Here is a 21,416-nt window from a genome sequence, read left to right as displayed (position 1 = left end):
TACAGCGAGCTCAATACTAACCTATATAGGCTCTGACCAATCATGGAGTCTGGTGTTGCACAAATTCTCTCTACTCGACTTGTCGCCGATCCCCGAAGGCGGATCAGCCGCTGAAGCTTTGCGCAATACACTCGACCTTGCGCGCCATGCCGAGGCAAACGGGTATCACCGTTATTGGCTGGCGGAGCATCACAACATGCCGGGCATCGCCAGTGCAGCAACTTCGATTGTAATCGGCCACGTTGCGGCGGGCACAAAGACCATTCGCGTCGGTGCCGGGGGCATCATGTTACCCAACCATGCGCCTTTGGTGATTGCCGAGCAGTTTGGAACCCTTGCCACGCTCCATCCTGGGCGCATTGATCTCGGACTCGGCCGGGCTCCTGGAACCGACGGAGCGACTGCGCACGCACTCCGACGGCATATGGAAGCAAATGACAATTTCCCGCAGGACGTGGTGGAATTACTGTCCTACTTTGATGACGCGTCCGAAGGCGCGCGGATAAGTGCCATCCCCGGTCAAGGCACACATGTTCCGGTTTGGGTGCTCGGCTCCAGCCTATATGGCGCGCAACTGGCTGCCCACCTTGGGTTACCCTATGCGTTTGCCTCACATTTCGCGCCTGCAATGCTCGAGGACGCGATTGCGACCTATCGAACAACATTCCGTCCATCACAGTGGCTTACCAAGCCGTACTTCATGATGGCCGCAGGTGTTTGTGCAGCTGAAACCGATGAAGAGGCTTCTTATTTGCGCTCTTCCCAACTTCTGGCTTTCGCTCGTTTGCGTACCGGGCGACCGGGCCTGCTCCCGCGTCCTGTTGCGGAGCCATCAGCAGAGATTCCGGCGCCTGTGATGGCGCAAGTCAAACAGGCGCTTTCCTGTTCGGCAACCGGCAGTCCCGAAACGGTGCGCCGAGAACTTGGCGCTTTGACTGCCAGGTACCAGCCAGACGAGATAATGGTGACGGGTATGATCCACGATCACGCCGCGAGGCTAAAGTCCTTTGAAATATCGGCCCAAGCACTGAGAGACATTACGGGTGCATCCGGACCGGCCTAGCAATTCAGCACGCTCACGGACAATCTTGACCTTGTTTTGCCAATAACCAAAGACCGCTTATCGCCTCAGAAACCCGTTCTACGAAAATCAACCCATGCAACAACGCTCTTGAAAAAACTGCGCTGCGTACAAATCTGTGCGAACTGCACGTCATAACCCAAGACACGATCCAGAAGTGACATTGGTATGACTATCCGTTTGCGCGAAGGACTTAATTTGTGACGAAATCCGTTTATCCGAAACATCCGACGCGACATGGGTACATGTCCGAAAAGATTCAACGCGACTACATATCGGCAGCTATCATAAAAAAGCAGCTTCCAAGGGATGCTCACAGGATGGAGCAAATTGTTTCGCTTGACGCTTCAAACGACCGGACCAAACCTGTTCAGTTTTGGCAGCTTTATTCGGTGCTCGGGCAGGACCCCATCGTTCATATCGTCACAAATTTTTACGAACGGGTGTTTGCTGATGAGGACTGGTTTACGTCCGTCTTTGCTCGTGTTGGGGGTATTGGCCACCACGTAAATACACAGGCTTCGATGTGGATCGATGTGATGGGTGGCGGCCCCTACTACCACGGCGCAGAATTTAGGCTGAACTTTCACCACACCCACAATGCGATCCAGTTGATGAATGAAAAGGGGGCAAAGCGTTGGTCGAAGTTGATGGTCGACACGCTTGATGACTCAACGCAGCATATGACCGAAGACCCGCGAATTCGTCTCAGCATCAATACGTTCCTGACCCATTTCATGAGCAAGTATTCTCAGGAGTTTGCGTTCGAAAACCGCAGTGTGTTCGGTGCAACCAATCCGCCGATAAACCGCAAGATCAATTTTCTGAAAATGACCACAGAGGCCATTGAGGCTCTGACGGAAACTGAACTCAGCGAGGCCCTTGGAGAGCGTGGTGTCGATGTATCGAAATACAATGGCAAAGCAGCCCTCGTGAACAAAGCGCTCATGATGTGACCTGAAACCGAGCCCAGCGAAACTTCACCAGCAACTCTTTTTAGACCGAGCTGACAAATGGGCGTTTAAACGCGTGTGTGACGCCGAAAATGCCGCTGGCAAAAGCAGCCCTTAGCGGATGGTTTAATAACTGCTGCGTAAGCCCGATGAAATTGAAGGGCATCTAGCCTCGACCAAGGCCCTTATCTTGCGCATGTCCGAAGCTTTGGAGTCGCAACAGTTCCTTGCTGGTCCAACTTATTCCCTCGCCGACTGCTTCGCGACGGCCGTGCTGGCACGGTTCAAGATGCACAAGCTTCAAGATTGGTGGCGAAGGACAGCGCTCGAAAACTACTATGAGCGCATGAAAGCACTACCAAGTTTTAAGGCTGCCGAAGTCATGGACACGGGAAGCGAAAGAGACTTGTGAGATGTGCAACTGGCAGGCCAAACAGAATGCCCAAACTGCACTGTTCAAGCAATTCGGCTCTCGTCATGCTTGTCGCCGGGGAATGGCACGGCTTGCGCCAGCTTTAATCCAATCCCCGTACTTGTCCCTCAGCAGGTCGAGTTTTGGATCAATGTAGCGCTCGCAAAAAGGTCCATCGGCATTTTTTTCCTGATAGTTTGCAAACTGGTCATCAGACGCCCTGAACGCAACATGCTGCAGCACCTGCGTCACCAGCTTCAAATCAAATGCGCCTTGAAGTTTGGTGAGCGCGTCTTGGGTTGCCGCCGACTGCTCGTTTGAAAATGTATAGACCGCGCTTCGGTATTTTCCGCGCATCTTGTGGTTCGAGGTGCTTGAATGTGTGCGTAAATGGACCTCGATCAGAACCTCCAACGGAATTTCGGCAGGCTTGTAATCAACCAAAACAGCTTCAGAGAAGCTGTCATGGGGCGGGTCTGATTTTATGAAACCCTGTGACACCTGTTCGACACCCCGCAAGGCATTGAAAACAGCTTCGGTGCACCAATGACACCCCCCACCAAACCCAATGCGCGCGTTGCTCAAAACACAGCTCCAATTATCAGATTGCCGCCGTTAAGCGAGCAGGGTTTACCTAAGACCTTACGTTTCATGGCGGCCATGGTACCGTGTCATGTCTTAGGGTCCAGACCCTTTAACGGGATTCCCAATTGTTTTGTTATGTGATTCAATCCCCTTTTTTGGAGGATTGCAAATGTCTGATTTGTTTTGGTTTTCCGATGCACAATGGGCTCGTATTGAACCACTATTGCCAAGCAACACACGTGGCTTGAAACGTGTTGATGATCGCCGTGTTTTGAGTGGCATTGTCCATGTCATCCGCTCCGGCGGTCGGTGGGTGGACGCTCCTGCTGATTACGGTCCCAGGAAAACCCTGTATAATCGGTTCCAACGCTGGGCAGAACGCGGCATATGGGAAGATATTTTCTCCGCACTTGCGGGGCGTGAAGATGTTCCGGACAGGCTCATGATCGATAGTACAATCGTCAAGGCGCACCGCTCTTCAAGTGGTGCAAAAGGGGGGCCTTGGCTCATGGTATCGGCTTATCAAAAGGCGGAAGAACGACCAAAATCCACTGCGTGACCGATGGACGTGGAAGGCCGTGTGTTCTGGCGATAACTCCAGGAAACACCAGTGATCACAAGGCAGCGCATCAATGTCTGGCAGCCATGCCACCTGCAACACATCTTATCGCTGACAAGGGCTATGACAGCACGGCATTTCGTGATTGGCTGACGTCCCGTGGCACTATTCCAGTCATTCCGCCACGCTCAAATCGCAAAATCCAATATCACTACGACAGGAAACTCTACCGTGAGCGAAACATCATCGAACGCACCTTCAATCGCTTCAAGGATTTCCGACGAATAGCAACCCGCTATGACCGAAAACTCAAAACCTATATGGCTGCACTGTGCCTCATCGCATCCGTGGTATGGTGGCTGTAAAGAGTCCGGACCCTAGACCCTTATGTTCCGCAAAAGGTTTTATAGGGGCCAAAGTCACTTGGGGCCGGACCCTCATAGGCCTCCAGATTGGCGCGTTGGTCGTAGGGTGAGGACAGCACGTCGAGCAACCGCTTGAACGGCTCCAGATCACCCTGCGTCGCCGCATCCAATGCTTCTTCAACTTTGTGGTTGCGCGGGATGTAAATTGGGTTTGTGCGATTCATGGCAGCACGGCGTTCGCTCGGCGATTGTGGGTCGCGCAAACATCTGTCCTGCCATTTCGACAGCCAACCAATTATGTGCGCGGGATCGCTGAACAGGTCCAAAACCAAATCGGTTTTGCCGCCAGCCGCGACCGCCAAACCACGGAAAAACCGGGTGTAATCAACACCTTCCCCTTCCATTGTCTGCAACATGTTATTGACCAGATCGGCGTCGTCGCCCTCTTCCGACAATAGCCCGATCTTGTGGCGCATCCCATCAAGCCATGTGGCTGTATAGCGCGCAGGTATGCCGTTCACCTCATTTGTGGCCAATCGGATTGCATTGTCATTGTCCTCCGGATCGATCAGCGGCAGCAATGTTTCGGCAAATCGCGCAAGGTTCCACTGTGCGATAATTGGTTGGTTGCCGAAGGCATAGCGTCCGCCGGTATCGATGGAACTGAAAACCGCTGTGGGATCGTAGCTGTCTATAAATGCACAAGGCCCGTAATCGATTGTCTCGCCGGAGATCGTCACATTATCCGTGTTCATGACCCCATGAACGAAGCCGACATGCACCCACTTTGCCACGAGCGCGATCTGGGCGTCGATAACCGCAGACAAGAATGCAAGATACTTGTCATCTGCATCCACCAGATGTGGATAGTGGCGGGCAATTGCATAATCTGCCAGTTTCCGAACTTTTTCATCCTCACCACGTGCGGCAAAAAACTGAAATGTGCCGACGCGCAAATGGCTTGCAGCCACACGCGTCAGGACCGCGCCGGGCTGGGTTCCGTCGCGCTGAATATCTTCGCCGGTCGTGACCACGGCCAAGCCGCGCGTGGTGGGAACGCCAAGTGCGTGCATGGCCTCGCCCATCAAATATTCGCGCAAGACCGGGCCCAGCACAGCCTTGCCATCACCGCCGCGCGAAAATGGGGTGCGCCCTGAACCTTTGAGTTGGATATCACGGCGCTCACCATGGACGTTTTTCACTTCGCCCAGCATCAGCGCACGGCCATCGCCAAGCTGCGCCGAGAAGCCACCAAATTGGTGCCCGGCATAGGCCTGCGCTATCAAAGCTGCGCCATCGGGAACCTGATTTCCAGAAAAGAGCGCGGCCCCTGCCTCACCCTTCAAAGTTTCCGGATTGAGACCGAGCTCCTCGGCCAATTCATCATTCAGGAAGATGAGTTCAGGCTGTGGCGCAGTTGCTGCCTGCCACGGTACAAAAAACCCTTCCAGCTCGTTTGCATAGGTGTTTTCAAATCCGAATTCGGGGACGTGAAGGTTCATTTGCTTGCCTTTCTGCGACAGAAGTTTGGCGGGCAGTTACACAACCACCCGCTCTTGGATCAGGCGGCCTCAAACGCGATGTCTTCCGCGCCCAAAGCCTTTAGAAACTGCTCGGGATCAATGCGGAAATCTGCGTAGATCACATGTCCATCCGGATCGATTACGGTGAACCAAGGCGTGCCGCCGCTGCGATAATCCTCCATGAAAGTCGGATAACGCTCGTTCCTGGGTGGCGTGTCATGGCCGAATGGCATTTTCAAGCTGTATTGCTCCTGATTGACCTGCAGCTTGTCCTGGGTATTTATCTCAGCCCCTTCAAAAACGGTTTGAATGGCGGCAAAGCCAAAACCCTTGTCCTTGAGGTTGTCGTGCAAATGTTTCAGCGTTGGAAACCCGCGGGAATGGCAACCGGGGCACCAGTGCTGGAAGCAGTAGATGATCTTGTAGCCTTCACCGAGATCGGCCAGTTTCAGCGGCGCCATGTCTTGTCCGTTAGCGTCGATCCATTTAGCGACCCGCAGGTCAGGTGCTTTGGCGTTAAGTGTTCCAAATTGCATAGCGTTTCCCTTCGATTTTGATGGCGACAGCGCGCCCCTCGACCGGACCGTCGCGCAGGCATGCGCGACGGGAAACTAGTGATGTGTCGGGCTTCGCGTTATTCAGCGGCTTCGCGTTTTGGCAAAACCCAGTCGGGCCGCACAAAGTGGCAGGTATAGCCGTTTGGAATCCGCTCCAGATAATCCTGATGTTCTGGCTCTGCCTCCCAGAAATCACTGACCGGAACGACCTCGGTTACGACCTTGCCCGGCCACAGACCAGAGGCTTCGACATCGGCGATGGCATTCAACGCCTCAGTTCTTTGGGCCTCGTCAACATGGTAGATTGCCGATCGATACGACGTGCCTCGGTCATTGCCCTGCCGCATTGGCGTGGTCGGATCGTGGATCTGGAAGAAAAACTCAAGCAGCGCACGATAATTGGTAGCGGCTGGGTCGAAAATGATCTCTATCCCCTCAGCGTGGGTCCCATGGTTGCGATAGGTGGCATCGGGCACGTCGCCACCGGTGTATCCGACCCGTGTCGACACCACCCCAGGCAATTTGCGGATCAAATCCTGCATGCCCCAAAAGCAACCACCGGCAAAAACAGCGCGTTGATTGTCCATCAGATATCCTCCACTTGGTTTATGTAATCGCCATAGCCTTCAGCCTGCATTTCATCACGAGGCACGAACCGAAGCGATGCCGAGTTGATGCAATATCTCAGTCCACCGCGATCTTGCGGTCCATCAGAGAACACATGGCCCAGATGGCTGTCGCCGTGGCTGGAGCGGACTTCTGTCCGGATCATGCCATGCGCATCATCGCGTAATTCGTTGACATAGGCAGGCTCAATCGGCTTGGTAAAGCTGGGCCAACCGCAGCCGCTATCGAATTTATCAGACGATGCAAAAAGCGGCTCGCCGGACACGATATCGACGTAGAGCCCGATCTCTTTGTTCTCAAGATATTCGCCGGTGCCGGGCCGTTCCGTTCCGTTCCACTTTGCTGAGTGACGTGAAACTGTTCAGGCGTCAGCTTGGCAATGGCGTCGTCGGTTTTTATATAGGATTTCATATCTTCCCTCTCGGCTTTGCTGCGTTGAGATAAAGATGGGGTCGCGGAAACTGCATTACCAATAGCAGGAGGCTATAGATTCAATTCGAGTCAGTCCCAATTGAATTTCGAAGACATCTCAAACAATTGGCGTAATTCCATCGGATTTCCGGATCCAGAAACCACTACAAAAACAACTTCGCGAACCAAATCGAGCCCATCAACTGGACGCGTGACGATCCCCGGCAAATAAGCCGAACGTTCTGGCATGATGCAAACGGCATTTCCCGACTGGACCATCTGCTGCACCCAATCCTCACGCTCTGAGCTAAAGCGGGGGTGCATCAATATGTCCCGGTCCATGAAATACGCAACGATCTGGCTATGAAATTCGCAATTCAGCCGGTCCATATAAGGTTGCTCGGCCATTTGCTGCGGGCTCACCAAATTTTGGGAGGCCAATGGGTGTGTTTCAGCGAAGGCCAGCATCAGACGCTCAGAATAAAGAGACTGAACGGCGAGTTTGAAATTCTGCTTTGGCGCCTGGGGCAGGAAGCATCCATCGTATTTCCCGGACAAGACTTCGTTCGCACCCTCCCCGGGCTGAAGCGCGTGGACATTGATCTCAATGGTCGGAAGTTCCCGCATAGCATGTGTCAGGAACCCTGAGATCGCGGCCGGTGCGATTGTCGATGCCACCCCCAGATTAAGGACACGTCGACGCCCACGAACCGAGTTCTCAGCCAATTCACGAACGTTTTGCACCCCTTTTTCAAGACGCATGAACTCAACCTGGACTTCACGGCCCAAAGTTGTCAGCCGCGTGTCTTTGCCATCCCGATAAAGCAGCGGGCCTCCCAATTCGTCTTCCAGCTTGCGGATCGCTTTGGTCAGGCTCGGTTGCGAAACACCGCACCGGCGTGCCGCCTCCGTGAAGTTCAATGCATCTGCCAAGTGCAGGAAGTAATTGATCTGATTGAGGTCCATAGTCGCTTTTGCCTGCTGTCCGTCATCCGGGATTTTGGAACAGATTGGAGCCTAGGGTGCGGACCCTAGACTAAGCGAGATTTTGGCTCATCCGTTTTGTGATATTATGCAGCCGGCCTGTCGTATTGCAAGCGCCGTTCGTTGCCTCGGCATGGTGGAGGCCTACTGCCGCATGCCCATGCAAAAGCAGTTGGCCAACGCCTTCTGCCGTAATGGAGAATTGACTTCAACACTCAAAGACCGCACACGAACCTAAACGGGCTCACACCCTATGAATTTGTAATCCGGTCACCAGACCAAAATTGGAACAGAGCTAGCGGAAAAGTCGAAGCGACCGCAAATGCCCCTTGAAAAAAACGCTGGAAACGATCTGATCGGTTCAGATTCAGCGATAAAGCTGGTGGCGAACATCGCGTACAGCTGAAGCCTTGGCCCAGGCTTTTTATCAAGACCGCCTCGTTAACATAAACGTGCCGAACAACTAAGAAACTTCATTTTGAGGAACAATTGACCGTGCTGATCCGAATTCTGATGCCATTCGTATTTGCCTTCGTGTCGGCTGGCATATTTGCCTTTGCGTCGGCTGGATATGTTGCTGCCGAAACGCCTCAGATACGCGCCGCAATTCTCAAAACCGGAACCGTGAACTGGGAACTTGATACCATCAAGCGAAACGGTTTCGACACGGCCAACGAATTCGAACTGATTGTCCAACCATTTGCGGACAATGGCGCAACGCGCGTTGCGCTGGCGGGTGGTGAGGCTGATGTGGCCGTGGCTGATTGGATCTGGGTCGCGCGCCAGCGTGCCGCCGGAAAAGACTATGTCTTTATTCCGTATTCCAAAGCCGTCGGAGGCCTGGTCGTGCCCGCTGACAGCCCGGCACAAAGCTTACAGGACATGGTCGGGCAGAAAATTGGCATCGCTGGCGGACCACTCGACAAGAGTTGGCTTATCCTGCAGGCCTATGCGCTGCAGGAATACGATATGCAGCTTGCGGCGAGCACTGAGCAGGTGTTTGGCGCGTCGCCGCTGATCTTCAAGACGGCGCTACAGGGTAAATTGGGAGGAGCCATCAACTTCTGGCACTTCCTGGCCAAGATGAAAGCAGCCGGAATGCGCGAACTGGTGTCCGTCGCGGATGCGGCCAAGGCGCTGGGACTGAATCCTGATACGCCGCTTCTGGGGTATGTCATGAAGGACAGCTTTATTCTGGAAAATCCTGACATTGCCCAAAAATTCTACAATGCATCGCGTGCGGCGAAAGCTCTGCTTGCAAACGATGATAGCGCGTGGGAGCCGCTGCGTAAGCAGATGAATGTCACAACTGACAAGCAATATGAAACGCTGCGGGCTGATTTTCGCGCCGGGATACCAAATAAGGGGGCAATTGACAAAGTCGGTGCCGATAAATTTCTTCAATTGATGGCTGAACTTGGCGGCAAAAAACTGGTCGGCGCGGCGACAACATTGCCCGCTGGTCTGTTCGCGGAAATCGAATGACCACTGTTTATACCCCGTGATGATCCGGATATCATCCCTGTTCGTGCTACTTGCGTTTTGGGTGGTCGCAGCGAAGCTGACGGCAGACCCCCAAATCCTGCCCATGCCAACTGCGTTGGCAGGACCTTTGTGGTCGGAACTCATATCCGGCGAATTGCCATACCATCTCGCAATGACCGCTTTGCGGGTCGCCTGGGCTTTTTCTCTGGCAATGTCGATCGGGCTCATACTTGGTCTGGTAATGGGAATTTTTCCCAGCATCGACAAATGGCTGGACCCATGGCTGGTGGTTTTTCTGAACCTTCCGGCGCTGGTCCTGATTGTGTTGTGTTATCTGTGGATTGGTCTGAATGGGACCGCCGCGATTATCGCTGTGACGCTCAACAAAATCCCCAACGTGACAACCATCATCCGTGAAGGCGGCCGTGCGCTTGACCCGAATCTGGCAGCGATGGGCCAGGTCTTTGCCATGCGGCGCAGAACCTATCTGCGTCATGTCGTTCTGCCCCAAATTGCGCCGTTTATTGCTGCCGCTGCCCGGTCTGGCATTGCAGTCATTTGGAAGATCGTCCTTGTGGTTGAATTTCTTGGACGTTCCGACGGGATTGGCTTTCAGATACATTTGTATTTTCAGCTTTTCGATGTCGCGATGGTGCTGGTTTATTCGCTCTCTTTCATAGCGGTCATGTTGCTCGTTGAATGGCTGGTTCTGCAACCCTGGGAACGCCACACACGGCGCTGGAGGGACGCATGATCAAAGTCAATATCGCCTCCAAGAATTTTGGGAAAACAGCCGTTCTACGTGACATTCAGTTCGAAGTTGCCACCGGTGAAACTGTTGCCATTGTCGGACGCTCTGGTATCGGAAAATCCACTTTGCTGAGGCTGATTGCAGGAACGGACACGAATTTTACGGGCACCATCAACTGCTCCAAATCCAGATCCTTTGTCTTTCAGGAACCAACCCTCCTGCCATGGCGCACCACCTTGCAAAACATTACTCTGGTCCACGAGACATTGAGCATCTCAGCTGCGCGAGATGCGCTGGCGCGCGTTGGTATTGCCGGCAAAGACGATATGTTTCCAGGGCAGCTATCGCTTGGACAGCAAAGAAGGCTATCGTTGGCCCGCGCGTTTGCAGGACGTCCCGAAGTGCTGATCATGGATGAACCCTTCGTGTCGCTCGATTCAGAAACTGCCAATGAGATGTTGTCTTTGACCGAGAAATTGATCCGCGACACACGCCCTGCAACGGTTTTTGTGACGCATTCTGAAGACGAAGCGCATCGCTTGGGTGACAGGATATTAAAACTGAGCGGGTCGCCAGCCACACTACTTTGACGCAAGACCTTGAGGAGGAGCGTGAAATTGTGGCACCACATCCAGATTCCGGGCAGCGCCTCCTTATCTGGCTTGTCCGCATTAACTTGACAAAGCTTTGTTCCAAGCCGAGCCCTCATAGGCTAGCCTGCGCAAAAATCTGACGGAGACCAAAATGAGCATATCTGGAATTTTCGCACAAATCGTCACCTGGGTCGGCGCCGCAATGATACTGATGCGGCGATGGGGCAAGGAAACTGATCCTCCCGCAGTCGGTGGCTCGCCCATGATTCCAGAGGCCAAGGCGCAAGGCATTCCGACGCTGAAAATGCCGACCGCCAAAGGCTGGGTTGGTGATCACACACCGACTGCGGCGCCGGGTCTGAAAGTGAATGCGTTCGCGCGTGATCTGAAGCATCCTCGTTGGATTTACGTACTTCCAAACAATGATGTGCTGGTGGCAGAGGCCCTGGGATTGCCGTGGGACAAAGCCAAGACACCATTTGAGTATGCCATTTTCAGCACGATGAAGCGTGCAAAGGCAGTTGGCGAAAGCGCCAACAGGATCACAATATTCAGGGATGCTGATGGCGACGGCGTTGGAGAAGTGCGGGACATCTTTCTGGAGAACCTTTACCATCCATTTGGCATGACGCTCCTGGATGGCACTTTTTATGTCGGCAACACGGACGGTATCGTTGCATTCCCATATTCGGACGGCCAGACTAAAATCACCGCTGCCGGAAAGAAGCTGGTGGATTTCAAACCCGGAGGGCACTGGACGCGCAGCTTGCTGGCCAGCCCTGATGGCGCGAAAATTTATGCTGGTGTCGGGTCTGAAACGAATATCGCTGACAACGGCATGGAAGCCGAAGAAGGGCGCGCCGCCATCCACGAGTTGGATGTCACAACCGGAAAAAGCAGAGTTTTCGCATCTGGTTTGCGCAACGCTGTCGGTATGGCCTGGGAACCATCCAGCGAAACCCTTTGGACCGTCGTGAACGAACGCGATGGTCTTGGCGACGAAGTCCCACCGGATTACCTGACATCTGTGCAAGAGGGCGGATTTTACGGCTGGCCGTTTTGCTACTGGGGACAAACCATCGATGACCGGGTACCACAGGACGCTGCAATGGTGGCAACGGCAACGCGGCCAGATTACGCTTTGGGCGGGCACACTGCCTCATTGGGCCTATGCTGGATGCCTGCGGGCACACTGCCCGGCTTTCCCGATGGAATGGTGATTGGGCAGCACGGCTCATGGAATCGCAGCAACCTGAGTGGGTACAAGGTAATTTTCGTTCCCTTCGAAGATGGAAAGCCGTCCGGACCAGCACGGGACATACTTTCCGGATTTCTAGCACCTGATGAAAAGGTAGCTTATGGGCGACCCGTTGGCGTGACGATTGGACCCGAAAATTCCTTGTTGGTCGCAGATGATGTTGGCAACGTTATCTGGCGCGTGACTGGAGCTTAAACAACGGGCTCCAAATGCAATCATGCAGCTCACGCTGTAGGAACCAAATCAGCTCATCCGAATCGGGCTTCGAACACAGCATCAAAGCGCCCTGAACAGCGCTCTGTGTTCGACTAGTCCCACAGCCAAATGGAAAGGCAAGACAGAAAACTCTCATGGCGTTTGACCAGCGCCCCCGGAAGATCACTCTTGCCAATGAAAAATGAAACGGGCCTACGTGCCTGTCAGCATCTTGGCCGAGGGGCATCGGACACCAAGGCGCCTGTCAACGGCGAACTCCTTAGGTTTATCTAATTTCTGAGGGGTTTTCTGGACGCTCTGATGGTGCGCCCCCGCACTCATATTTGGCACATAAAAATCTGATTTAATGCAGTTATTTATATGAGATTTTTGTATTTACCCCCAATGATACCCCTATATTCATGCACTTGGTCGAAACCGACAAGCAGCTTTGAACACAGACCCACTTACACTCCACCCTTTTAGAGAAGACGCTTGCTTGCGCGTACCTGTTTCCTGTCATCGCCCATGGTGCTTCCGCTCATTCGATGGAAGGAAGTTCCTGACGATCTCCAAGTCATGCGCTTGCAACACCGCAAGCGCCCCGCATAATGAAGTCGACCAGATGAACCGTTTCAACTGAGGATATGTCAAATGTCGCAGCACTACGCTTTCGTTGGATGCTATTCAGGATTTGCGCCTGGGCAGCTTGGATGGGTCGGCTCAAAGAATCCCGGCGAAGGAGTCCTCTCCTTTTCATTCAACAGTGCAGATGGCTCACTGTCCCCAACCGGCAAAGTTGCGAAGCAGGATTCACCTACCTGGCTGGAGATTCACCCCAACCGGCGCTTTCTTGTTGCCACACATGAGCTTTCCCACCACACAGGGACGCCAGCTGGTCTCGGATTTGTGACGTCGTATCGGATACAGCCTTATGGTTCGCTGGAGAATATCTGCACCCAGTCAACCAGCGGGCGGGGCAACACATGTGCAGCCTTTGACCGCACCGGGCGGTTTCTACTAGTGACCAGATATTGGGAGGGTGGCATCTCGGTGCTGCCGTTTGACCCCGAGACCGGAATGATCGGCGCAGTCACAGCGGCGCCCGACCACAGCGGCGCGGGACCCGATCCCGTGCGTCAGTCGATGCCTCACCCACACGGCATACACGGCGACCCCCGATCGAACCGGGTCTATGCAATGGATTTGGGCACGGACAAGGTGCACCAATACATGCTTGACCCGGCGACGGGCGCGTTGTCGCCGCAGGGAGACGTGGCGCTGGCACCGGGGTGCGGCCCGCGCGGCATCAACTTCCACCGCTCATTGCGGGTGGCCTATGTGAATTGCGAGCTTGATGGCACCGTCGTCGTATGCGCTGTTGACGACGAAAAGGGACTAGTTCCTATACAGTCCATCGGCTGCTATCCGAAAAGCTTTGCTGGGCGCGGCCATCTGGAGAATTTCGGCATGGCAGATTTCTGGGGAGCCGAAGGTTGTCTTTCGGCCAGTGGAGCACACTATTACTACATCTGCCGGGTCGACCAGAGCATCGCCGTGTTCACCGTGGACGCTGACGATGGCAGGCTGACATTTTCCAGTCGACATGCGCTTGCGGCAAACTCAAATGCTCGAAACCTCACGCTGGACCCGAGTGGCAAGTACCTGCTTGTCGCGAGCCAGGACGCTGACTGCGTTGAATGTTTCCAAATTGATTCGAGTACCGGTGCGCTTGAGCTGGCACACACCCAGTACGCCCCCTGTGCCGCCGACGTTGCAGTCATTTGATCCGAATGCGGATCGGATGTCTTGGGATGATTTTGGATTGGAAAGTGGTGCCCCTCCCGGAATCGAACTTTAGACCTAAACATCAGTAATTAAATAACTTATTGAAATGTAAATCCAAAAATACCAACAATAGTACCAACAAATGTCAGTGCAATCTAAATTTTTCTAAGCGTCAGACTATTTGTGACCTGCGTTGGGATCTCGAAAATAATGCACCATGGCTTGCTCCCCAGCTTTACTAGCAAGCTGGGGAGGTACGCGCATCAAACAAATCGCTCATCAATGTAGGCTTTCGCCTCACTAAGTGGCAACTCCGGAGACGAGTTACCACTTCTTACATAGAAGCGCTCTTGGGCTGGTCCGCCCTTCATCGAGACCCGGAGGTAGGTGGCTTTGTTCGCCGGTCTGATCTCGACGCTACAGAGCTCGACGCCTGAAACTTCCGGGAAGGTCACTGTAACCTTGGTAGCCGCAAATGACTGGCCAAACGAACTTTGAACAAGGTTGGTCAAGTGAAGTTCGAACTTGTCCTTGCCGCCGCCTCCGAGGGACTTGTAGTCCCTTTCCAATCCAACGACTTCACCGTCGTCGGTAACGCCAATCAGAAGTCGACCACCCAACGCGTTGGAGAACGCCGCGATGGTCTTGAGTATCACATTCTCAAGGTCTTTGTTCACTGTCTCCTGTCGCACATCCCAACGGAAAGTTTCCTTGAACTCTAGGTCTTCATTCTCTCCGTCAGCAATCAAGTCTTCGAGGGTGACTTTTCCATCCATAGAAATCGTTTCGACGATACCCTCCAGCCAGGTATTCAGGCTGTCTGCCAGAATTTTTCGGCGCGTTTTTAGAAAGAGTTCATAATTCTCGATCTCCCAGAGTTCGTGATCTTCTGGGATAAGTTGCAACTTAAGTGCATTCGGAAACCGGCCTTGCACATCCGAGAGATAGTCATTCGCAAGAACCGCGCCTTTTGTACGATTTGCGACTTGGGTCAGGATGGCGCGGTTCGTTAGCTCCTGAGCGAGGGAATACTTAATTCTGTTATCCATTCCGTATCCCGCCGCCTTCAAACGCGAATATGGGAAGATGTGATCGTTTTCGAGCTGATACTTGTCACCCATCGGTTTTTGAATTTTCACGCCTGTGGTGAGACATTTCGCACCGCGGCTCTTGAGATGCCACCGCATCAAAGAAAACAGCGGATGCTGAATTGCCCGGCCTTCAAACTCATCGGCAGCGATGGAAATATTGCCACCGCGCTCTTCGCGGATGACGTCCAGCAACCGATCGAACGGCGAAGAGTTCTCAGCCACGATTTTCAGGTCATAGTCGAGTTTTTGCGGCAATTGGCTCACGTATCGACGCCGAACTTGCGAATAGTAAAACCATTTGACGATCTTTAGCACCTCTGTCTGTGAGAGGTCGCAGTCGCGATCGTAGCAATGGACAATAATCGGAACGAGTGCATAGATCGAGTTGATCTCATAGGTATGGTCAACATATGCAAAGGATCGCAACAAGTTAGCTGCATAATCCAAGACCTGGTTGTCGAGCTTCTCCCACGCAGCCCGAAGCGCATCGTCGTTATTGTCGGCGTGCAGCTTGCGCATGTCCGAGCCATTATGGTGGAGGACACCGAGCAACACGTAGACTACAAAATCGAGCTTAAAGGAAAAGCCATCCTGCTCGAGCTTATCCAACTTTGCTTTGAATCTCTCACGTGCCTGCGGCCAGTAGCCGGAAATCTGGGCGAGGGCCAATTCGGCATCTGTTAACGCAACCCCTCCAGCGTTGACCTTGTAAAAGATGTCAATCGCTTCGCGAATGGTTGCTTTCACCGGCACGGTTTGCTCCGGGAAATCGCGGTCAAGAATTGATAGAACGAGCGCAAAGTTTTCTTGTATGAGGTCTACCTGATCACCCGTTAAACCTTCGCCTCGAGCTTCCAGATTCTTGATTAGGTTCCAAGATTTTATCTTCTTGTTGAATACGTCGGTGATGTCGACCCAACGCGGTTCGTTTTCCATACGAATCTTCGAGTAGTACTCAAGCTCTAGCGTTTCTACATGGACGTATAAACCCCGTGTATCATTAGCAATTTCTTCGAGAGTGTAATAGGGTGGGAGCTCCCCCTTCACTAGCATGTATAGGGTTGTGACACGCTGTTGGCCGTCGAGCAGTATGCGGACCGCTCCCTGTCGCTCATCGTAGACATGCCCACCTTTTAACTCGGGTGGATTGTTGGTCTCCCAAGTCAGCATGGTCCCAGTTGGGTATCCCTTGATCAAGGAATCCATCAGGAGCTTGGCATCTTCCCGCTTCCATACGTACTCCCGCTGAAAAGCAGGTACAAAAAGCTGGTTTTCATCAACTTTATCCAAGATCATTGAAATCTTCATATTAATTCTCCAGTAATTTGATACTGCCAGTATTTTTGACCCATGATGTTGCAGTCATTGATAGCAATGCATCGGATCAAATTAAAGCGGTCCGAAGGCTTGATCTACCCATTCGACAATAAGCAATTGCAGCGTGCAAAAATCACTTACGATTCTCCTGTCTCTTGAAAGATCCCGCTGAGATCCATGGCTTTCATGAGTAGTCGGTTCGCTGTCGAAAAGTTGTCGAGTTGTTCGCTAAGTTCGTACTGCCACTTTTGACCATGGAAGAGGTTGTTCCGGAACCGGTAGACTATTATCAGCAACGCTACCAGAACGGCCTGCTTGTCTGTTTGGTGACCTATAAGCACAGCCTCAACATCTCGTCGCCTGTCACCATTTCCAAATTGCAGTTGCTCGAAGCGGTCCGTGAAGTCGTCGCCCGGTGCAACGTAGCGGTCCTGAAAGTATCTGAGAGTGCTATCCAGAAACCGCCTATCTTGTTCCAATGCGGGCGCGATAACGCTAACGAACCGCTCGATCTTAGAAATGCTAGCCCTCTCATCAAGGCATCGCCCTTCGAACAGCCCCCATAGAAGACAGAAGTCGCCGATAGCCTTCTTCTCGCCGTCCGGTAGCTCATGGAAACGCGGAACTCTGTCAGCCAACCAGGTGGTTGGATCAATTTCAAAGTTGGCCATCATCCACGTCGCAGCAAAGTTGCGCTGTCGGCGTCGTAGCGATATCCAGAAATCGTCCCGTCCTTGATCCGCTCGACCGCTTCATCAATCACAAAGAGCGGTACGAGAAACCACTCACGTGGTGTTACCGGTCGCCCAAAACGATCCATGATCTCGATCTCAAGGCGTGCAGGCTCGAAGATGCGATGGATCAGATTTTCCAGCTTTGTGCGGTTAATATTGTAGAGCTCATAGGTCGCAACAATTTCGACATTAGCCATAAGGAACGTCGGCTGTAGCTGCGCCCCTGCGATGCGTTTTTCCACGCTCATATTGCTCACCCCGATCTTGTGAACCAGATCGCGGTTTTCAGTGACAAGCGAGTGATCGGACTTGCTGCGCAGCACGTAGATCGTTCCGCTCGCCTCGTCGCCATCGATGGCTTGATCAGAAAACAGGGGACCGGCGCTGCCTGGATCAGTGATGATCCGGCTCGTTTCATCTTTATAAAGTGCTCTTTGAAGTGACCTCAGCAGAATATTGCTTTCTGTTCCATTGGAATAAATGACACGCAACCTCGCATCAAACTCACCATTGGGTGCACGGATTGGCTCCCCCACCGAAGCAATGTAAAGCGTCTGGCCACTGAGGATAAAAGACTCGCCCTGCTTGATGTCAGTTTTCAGAAAGCCTGCATCTTTTCTTATGTTACGCGTTTCACGCAAACCGCTATTCAGCTCCTTCTGCACCTGCTCGAAGAGCGGTTTGAAGGTGTCGAAGTTCTCGCATCTCTCGCGGTTGGCAATATCTTCGACAGCCTTCTTTTCAGCGGTCGATCGGACGTGCTTCAGCTCTGTGATCGGGGAAGCTTCGACCTCGATTCCAAGTTCAGCCAGAAGCGCATCATCGTCGAGCTCATCGGTGTCCGTCGCCATTGCCTGTCTTGATCCCGCCAGAAGTTTTTGATGATCAAGCGGTTCCACCAGCTCACGGCATTCCTGAAATTCGCGGATGCGATCCAGACGAACGGCGTAAAGGCGTTCAAAGATATCCTGGTCTTCACCGTGTTGCGGCGCGCGCCCGTGTTCCCCGGTGAAGCGCTGTATCTCTTCGAAACCGGCAATAATGCGCTCCTCGCGCGGGGTACGGCTGACAAGCTTCCTGGTCTCAACCTCAACACCAAGTTCAGCCAGCAGCGCGTCATCGTCTGGGGTAAACGCCTTAGGCACTGTCGGCTTCCTGCTTCATGCGTGCCAGATAGGCTACGCCTTCAGCCATCTTCTTTTCCCAGGCGTCAGAGGATGTAATGTCAGGCAAACGTCCACGCTCCTGTTTGAATTTTACCGCACGCCGCGCCAGATCTCGCGCCTCATCGGGCGAGAGTTGTACCTTCTTCGCAGAGATTATCGCCCCAATCTGTTTGAGGCTTTCTTCACTCATGGTCTTTGCCAGGATCGCATAAGCTTCACCAAAGGGATTGATGCGGTCAATCAGATCGATGTCGAGTTCGCGCACATCCAATGCAAACTTTCGCACACCGTCGATCAGCGCGGTATTGCCGCTGGTCTGCTGGTCCTGTGAAGATGACAGCGCAATCTCCTTCGCCTTTTGCGTCAGGTTCAGTGCCGCGACCGCGTGCTGCCTTACAGCCTCCTGATCCTCAGCATCAAGCTTGGGGAACTTTGCCCCGACGATCTTGCCCATACGCACCTGAGTCAGTTCTTCAGGCAGTGTTTCACCACCTGCATGATCGCCATCGAACAGCCCACGCTCAAGCGTCGGCTTGTCCTGCACAAAGGCCGTGATCACATCCGTCAAGTCCTCCTGACAAATGCGCTTGGCTTCCTTGCTTTTCGGTTCTGCCAGCCCCTTGATCTCGATCTGAAACTGACCGTCCTTGTCATTGAAGCCCAGATTTGTCTTATTGGGATCGTAGCCACCCTCCCCATAGTCAAACCCGTCCACCGGTCCGCTCTGCGGCGTTTTGGGTAGAAAGTTAAAACGCGGGGCAAGCACCTGCTCCATCAGCAAGCTGGCGGCGATTGCCTTCAGCGTATCATTCACGGCTTCAGTGACCGCCGTTTCAGCAGCATCAGGTTCAGCGATCAGATTGGTGAAACGGGCACGTGATTTGCCCTTGGCATCGCGGGTTGCACGGCCAATGATTTGAACAATCTCGGTCAGGCTGGCCCGATAACCGACAGTCAGCGCATGCTCGCACCAAATCCAATCAAAGCCCTCCTTGGCCATGCCCAGGGCGATGATGATGTCCACATGATCGCGGTTGTTCTTCTGCGCGGAGTCTTTCAGCGCCGTTGATACCTTGTCGCGCTTCGCCGCCTCATCATCCACCAGATCAGCGATCTTCAGAATTTTTCCTTCAGGCGTCTTCACAAGTTGAAATCCAGTCTCGGAGTCTGATCCCTGCCAGTCACCCAGAGCCTCAATGATGTGCTCGACCTCTTTGTGTTTGTCCTTGGTGCTCTCTCGTGAATTGACAGAAGGAATATGAATAATCGTCTTCTCGCTCGGATCGAGCACCTTCAGGATATCATTGGCGTATGAGCCAGAATAGAAGAAATAGCCGATGTCGAGCGTTTTCAGGTATTTATAGCCGTTCAACTGCTCGTAATAAGTGTAGGTGATGGTATCGAACTTGGCCTCGTTCCCGGGCAACAGGATCGGGACCGCATCGCCGCGAAAATAGCTGCCGGTCATCGCAACGACATGCACGCGGTCGCGCGCTATAAAGTCATTGAGCTGCTTGCCCAAGATACTGTCTTCACTTGCTGAAACGTGATGGAATTCGTCCACAGCGATCAGCCGATCGTCAAACGCTTCCACCCCAAGCTTTTCCACGGCAAAGCGGAAGGTGGCGTGGGTACAGACAAGAATCCGGTCATCGCTCTCCAGGAATGCCGTGACCGATTTGACCTTGCCGCCATCTGTCCCAGGCGAGTTGCACAAGTTCCATTTGGGCGCGACCCTCCAGTCTGTCCAAAAGCCGAAGGTGCTCAATGGTTCATCATTGAAGCTCGCCCCAATGGACTTTTCCGGCACCACCACTAGCGCCTGTTTGAGGCCCTGATTGTGCAGCTTGTCGAGCGCAATGAACATCAGCGCACGGCTTTTGCCTGAAGCAGGTGGTGACTTGATCAGAAGATATTGCTCACCCCGCTTCTCATAAGCACGCTCCTGCATCGCCCGCATACCAAGCTCATTCGATTGGGTGGAAGCGCCTGTTTGAGCGTAGGTGACGGAGACTGAGGGAACTTGCTTATTCATTTCGCATACTTACTCTTTTGTCGAAACGTCTTAAAAATAGCCGAGTTGTGATCAAAATAATTTGAAACCGAAAAGCACAATCTTCTTCATCTGAAAGCCCAGGATGGCTTCCATGTGGATGCAGTCTCGCCCACAGCCCCAAAACATAGGAAGGTCGGCCTCGATCATTCTCCCACTCATTGTATTCGTTGTACAGAAACGGACCCGATTGATCCGTTGCCAAGTATTGCCTTTTTGCATCATCACTGACATAGGAATCACAACCAAAATACTCGGCAATTTTGTCCAGTAATTCTTGATAAAAATCTCTGATCATAGCGTTTGCGGAGGACCAATTGCCCTGAGTAAAATTAGCGACAGCCTGGCTAAGATGCCCCTTGGCGATCTGAAAACCATGCCGATCGAGAAGACCCTCAATTTCACTTTCGGCCTCCCTGAAATTTAGTTCTGGCGCGATCTCGGGGTGCATGCGGCGTAGTTCCGAAACAAAAACCCGCTCTGGTTCACCAAAGATGTCCTCACCGCCTGTCAGTGTGGGGGTCTCCACGACTTCATAGCCGTCCATTCTAAGCCCAGCGACCAACTTCACCCAAGTTTGTGCGCCACGTTTTCTTAGGTCGATCGAGCTTTCTATTGATATTTTCAAAATGGCATTTGCTAAAGGAAGCCGTCCATTAATTGTTGGAACATCAACATTCTCCTCAATAGCAAGACGCGCCAAATCAGCTAACCTCGCCGATTTTGAGGAACTTCTACATTTTCCCTGAATGCCCCATTCAAGTTCCAACAAATCCAAGTCGGATTGGGAGTTGCTATAGCCCAGCATCTCAGCCGCTGCCACCAATGTCATGTTGTTAAACTCAGGCACTCGTCCCTCGAACTTTTGTCGTCATCTTGGTATAGAGTTCAAAAAGAACTTCTCGCTGGTGTATGGACTGCTGATAGG

At 53.0% G+C, this 21,416-nt stretch carries 19 protein-coding genes and 1 pseudogene; 9 read left to right on the top strand and 11 right to left on the bottom strand.

Annotation, left to right across the window (positions count from 1 at the left end):
• Positions 1-55: 55 nt before the first annotated feature.
• The 3 genes from RAL91_RS02970 (at position 56) to RAL91_RS25000 (ending at position 2,446) form a co-directional block, all read left to right on the top strand.
• Positions 56-1,063, top strand: a complete 1,008-nt coding sequence (locus RAL91_RS02970) for an LLM class flavin-dependent oxidoreductase (protein ID WP_306262751.1) — start codon at positions 56-58, stop codon at positions 1,061-1,063.
• Positions 1,064-1,401: 338 nt separating this feature from the next.
• A complete protein-coding gene (locus RAL91_RS02965; protein WP_306259571.1) occupies positions 1,402-2,037 on the top strand; it encodes a hypothetical protein in 636 nt (211 codons plus the stop codon).
• Between the two features lie 130 nt (positions 2,038-2,167).
• Positions 2,168-2,446, top strand: a complete 279-nt coding sequence (locus RAL91_RS25000; RefSeq protein ID WP_371932518.1) for a glutathione S-transferase family protein — start codon at positions 2,168-2,170, stop codon at positions 2,444-2,446.
• Between the two features lie 63 nt (positions 2,447-2,509).
• Here RAL91_RS25000 and RAL91_RS02960 read toward each other — a convergent pair whose 3' ends face one another.
• Positions 2,510-3,031 (bottom strand): peptide-methionine (S)-S-oxide reductase, encoded by a 522-nt coding sequence (locus tag RAL91_RS02960; protein WP_306259569.1) that lies wholly within the window; start codon positions 3,029-3,031, stop codon positions 2,510-2,512.
• A gap of 169 nt (positions 3,032-3,200) precedes the next feature.
• Here RAL91_RS02960 and RAL91_RS02955 point away from each other — a divergent pair.
• A protein-coding gene (locus RAL91_RS02955) for an IS5 family transposase (protein WP_371932440.1) occupies positions 3,201-3,955 on the top strand; the annotation gives its coding sequence in 2 pieces (ribosomal slippage) (positions 3,201-3,542 and positions 3,545-3,955; 753 coding nt in all).
• A gap of 20 nt (positions 3,956-3,975) precedes the next feature.
• Here the strand turns inward: RAL91_RS02955 and RAL91_RS02950 are convergent.
• The 5 genes and pseudogenes from RAL91_RS02950 to RAL91_RS02930 form a co-directional block, all read right to left on the bottom strand.
• Complete coding sequence (locus RAL91_RS02950) at positions 3,976-5,457, bottom strand: YdiU family protein (protein ID WP_306259567.1); 1,482 nt, start codon at positions 5,455-5,457, stop codon at positions 3,976-3,978.
• 59 nt (positions 5,458-5,516) lie between these two features.
• The gene (locus tag RAL91_RS02945) at positions 5,517-6,014 is read right to left on the bottom strand and encodes a peroxiredoxin (protein ID WP_306259565.1); all 498 of its coding nucleotides are present in this window, start codon (positions 6,012-6,014) and stop codon (positions 5,517-5,519) included.
• 98 nt (positions 6,015-6,112) lie between these two features.
• Entirely contained in the window at positions 6,113-6,622 is a 510-nt protein-coding gene (msrA, locus tag RAL91_RS02940; RefSeq protein ID WP_306259563.1) for a peptide-methionine (S)-S-oxide reductase MsrA, read from the bottom strand.
• Positions 6,622-7,073: pseudogene (msrB, locus tag RAL91_RS02935) on the bottom strand (peptide-methionine (R)-S-oxide reductase MsrB). The gene msrA and the pseudogene msrB overlap by 1 nt, the downstream one beginning before the upstream one ends.
• A 90-nt stretch (positions 7,074-7,163) precedes the next feature.
• Positions 7,164-8,039, bottom strand: coding sequence for a LysR family transcriptional regulator (locus RAL91_RS02930; RefSeq protein ID WP_306259561.1), 876 nt, complete (start codon positions 8,037-8,039; stop codon positions 7,164-7,166).
• A 531-nt stretch (positions 8,040-8,570) separates the two neighbouring features.
• Between RAL91_RS02930 and RAL91_RS02925 the strand changes: the two genes are divergently transcribed.
• The 5 genes from RAL91_RS02925 (at position 8,571) to RAL91_RS02905 (ending at position 14,127) form a co-directional block, all read left to right on the top strand.
• Positions 8,571-9,542, top strand: a complete 972-nt coding sequence (locus tag RAL91_RS02925) for an ABC transporter substrate-binding protein (RefSeq protein WP_306262749.1) — start codon at positions 8,571-8,573, stop codon at positions 9,540-9,542.
• A 19-nt stretch (positions 9,543-9,561) separates the two neighbouring features.
• Positions 9,562-10,296 carry an ABC transporter permease gene (locus RAL91_RS02920; protein WP_306262747.1) on the top strand — a complete coding sequence of 245 codons (735 nt, stop codon included), beginning with the start codon at positions 9,562-9,564 and terminating at the stop codon, positions 10,294-10,296.
• Positions 10,293-10,883, top strand: coding sequence for an ABC transporter ATP-binding protein (locus RAL91_RS02915; RefSeq protein WP_306259560.1), 591 nt, complete (start codon positions 10,293-10,295; stop codon positions 10,881-10,883). The genes RAL91_RS02920 and RAL91_RS02915 overlap by 4 nt, the downstream gene beginning before the upstream one ends.
• 154 nt (positions 10,884-11,037) lie before the next feature.
• Positions 11,038-12,339: a sorbosone dehydrogenase family protein gene (locus tag RAL91_RS02910; RefSeq protein WP_306259558.1), complete on the top strand. Its 1,302-nt coding sequence runs from the start codon at positions 11,038-11,040 to the stop codon at positions 12,337-12,339.
• A 654-nt stretch (positions 12,340-12,993) separates the two neighbouring features.
• Positions 12,994-14,127, top strand: a complete 1,134-nt coding sequence (locus RAL91_RS02905; RefSeq protein ID WP_306259556.1) for a lactonase family protein — start codon at positions 12,994-12,996, stop codon at positions 14,125-14,127.
• 263 nt (positions 14,128-14,390) lie between these two features.
• Here the strand turns inward: RAL91_RS02905 and RAL91_RS02900 are convergent, their stop codons facing one another.
• From RAL91_RS02900 to RAL91_RS02880, 5 genes are all read right to left on the bottom strand, one after another.
• Positions 14,391-16,526 (bottom strand): DUF262 domain-containing protein, encoded by a 2,136-nt coding sequence (locus RAL91_RS02900; RefSeq protein ID WP_306259554.1) that lies wholly within the window; start codon positions 16,524-16,526, stop codon positions 14,391-14,393.
• A gap of 146 nt (positions 16,527-16,672) precedes the next feature.
• Entirely contained in the window at positions 16,673-17,209 is a 537-nt protein-coding gene (locus RAL91_RS02895) for a hypothetical protein (protein WP_306259552.1), read from the bottom strand.
• Positions 17,206-18,414: a GIY-YIG nuclease family protein gene (locus RAL91_RS02890; protein WP_306259550.1), complete on the bottom strand. Its 1,209-nt coding sequence runs from the start codon at positions 18,412-18,414 to the stop codon at positions 17,206-17,208. The genes RAL91_RS02895 and RAL91_RS02890 overlap by 4 nt, the downstream gene beginning before the upstream one ends.
• Positions 18,407-20,470 (bottom strand): DEAD/DEAH box helicase, encoded by a 2,064-nt coding sequence (locus RAL91_RS02885; protein ID WP_306259548.1) that lies wholly within the window; start codon positions 20,468-20,470, stop codon positions 18,407-18,409. Before RAL91_RS02885 ends, RAL91_RS02890 begins: the two co-directional genes overlap by 8 nt.
• On the bottom strand, positions 20,463-21,338 hold the full coding sequence (locus tag RAL91_RS02880; RefSeq protein ID WP_306259546.1) for a hypothetical protein: 876 nt from the start codon (positions 21,336-21,338) through the stop codon (positions 20,463-20,465). The genes RAL91_RS02885 and RAL91_RS02880 overlap by 8 nt, the downstream gene beginning before the upstream one ends.
• Positions 21,339-21,416 lie beyond the last annotated feature (78 nt).

The organism is Pararhizobium sp. IMCC21322 (assembly GCF_030758295.1).
Classification (GTDB): domain Bacteria; phylum Pseudomonadota; class Alphaproteobacteria; order Rhizobiales.
The sequence above is the reverse complement of the archived record's forward strand: the minus strand, read 5'-3'. Positions and strand labels throughout refer to the sequence as shown.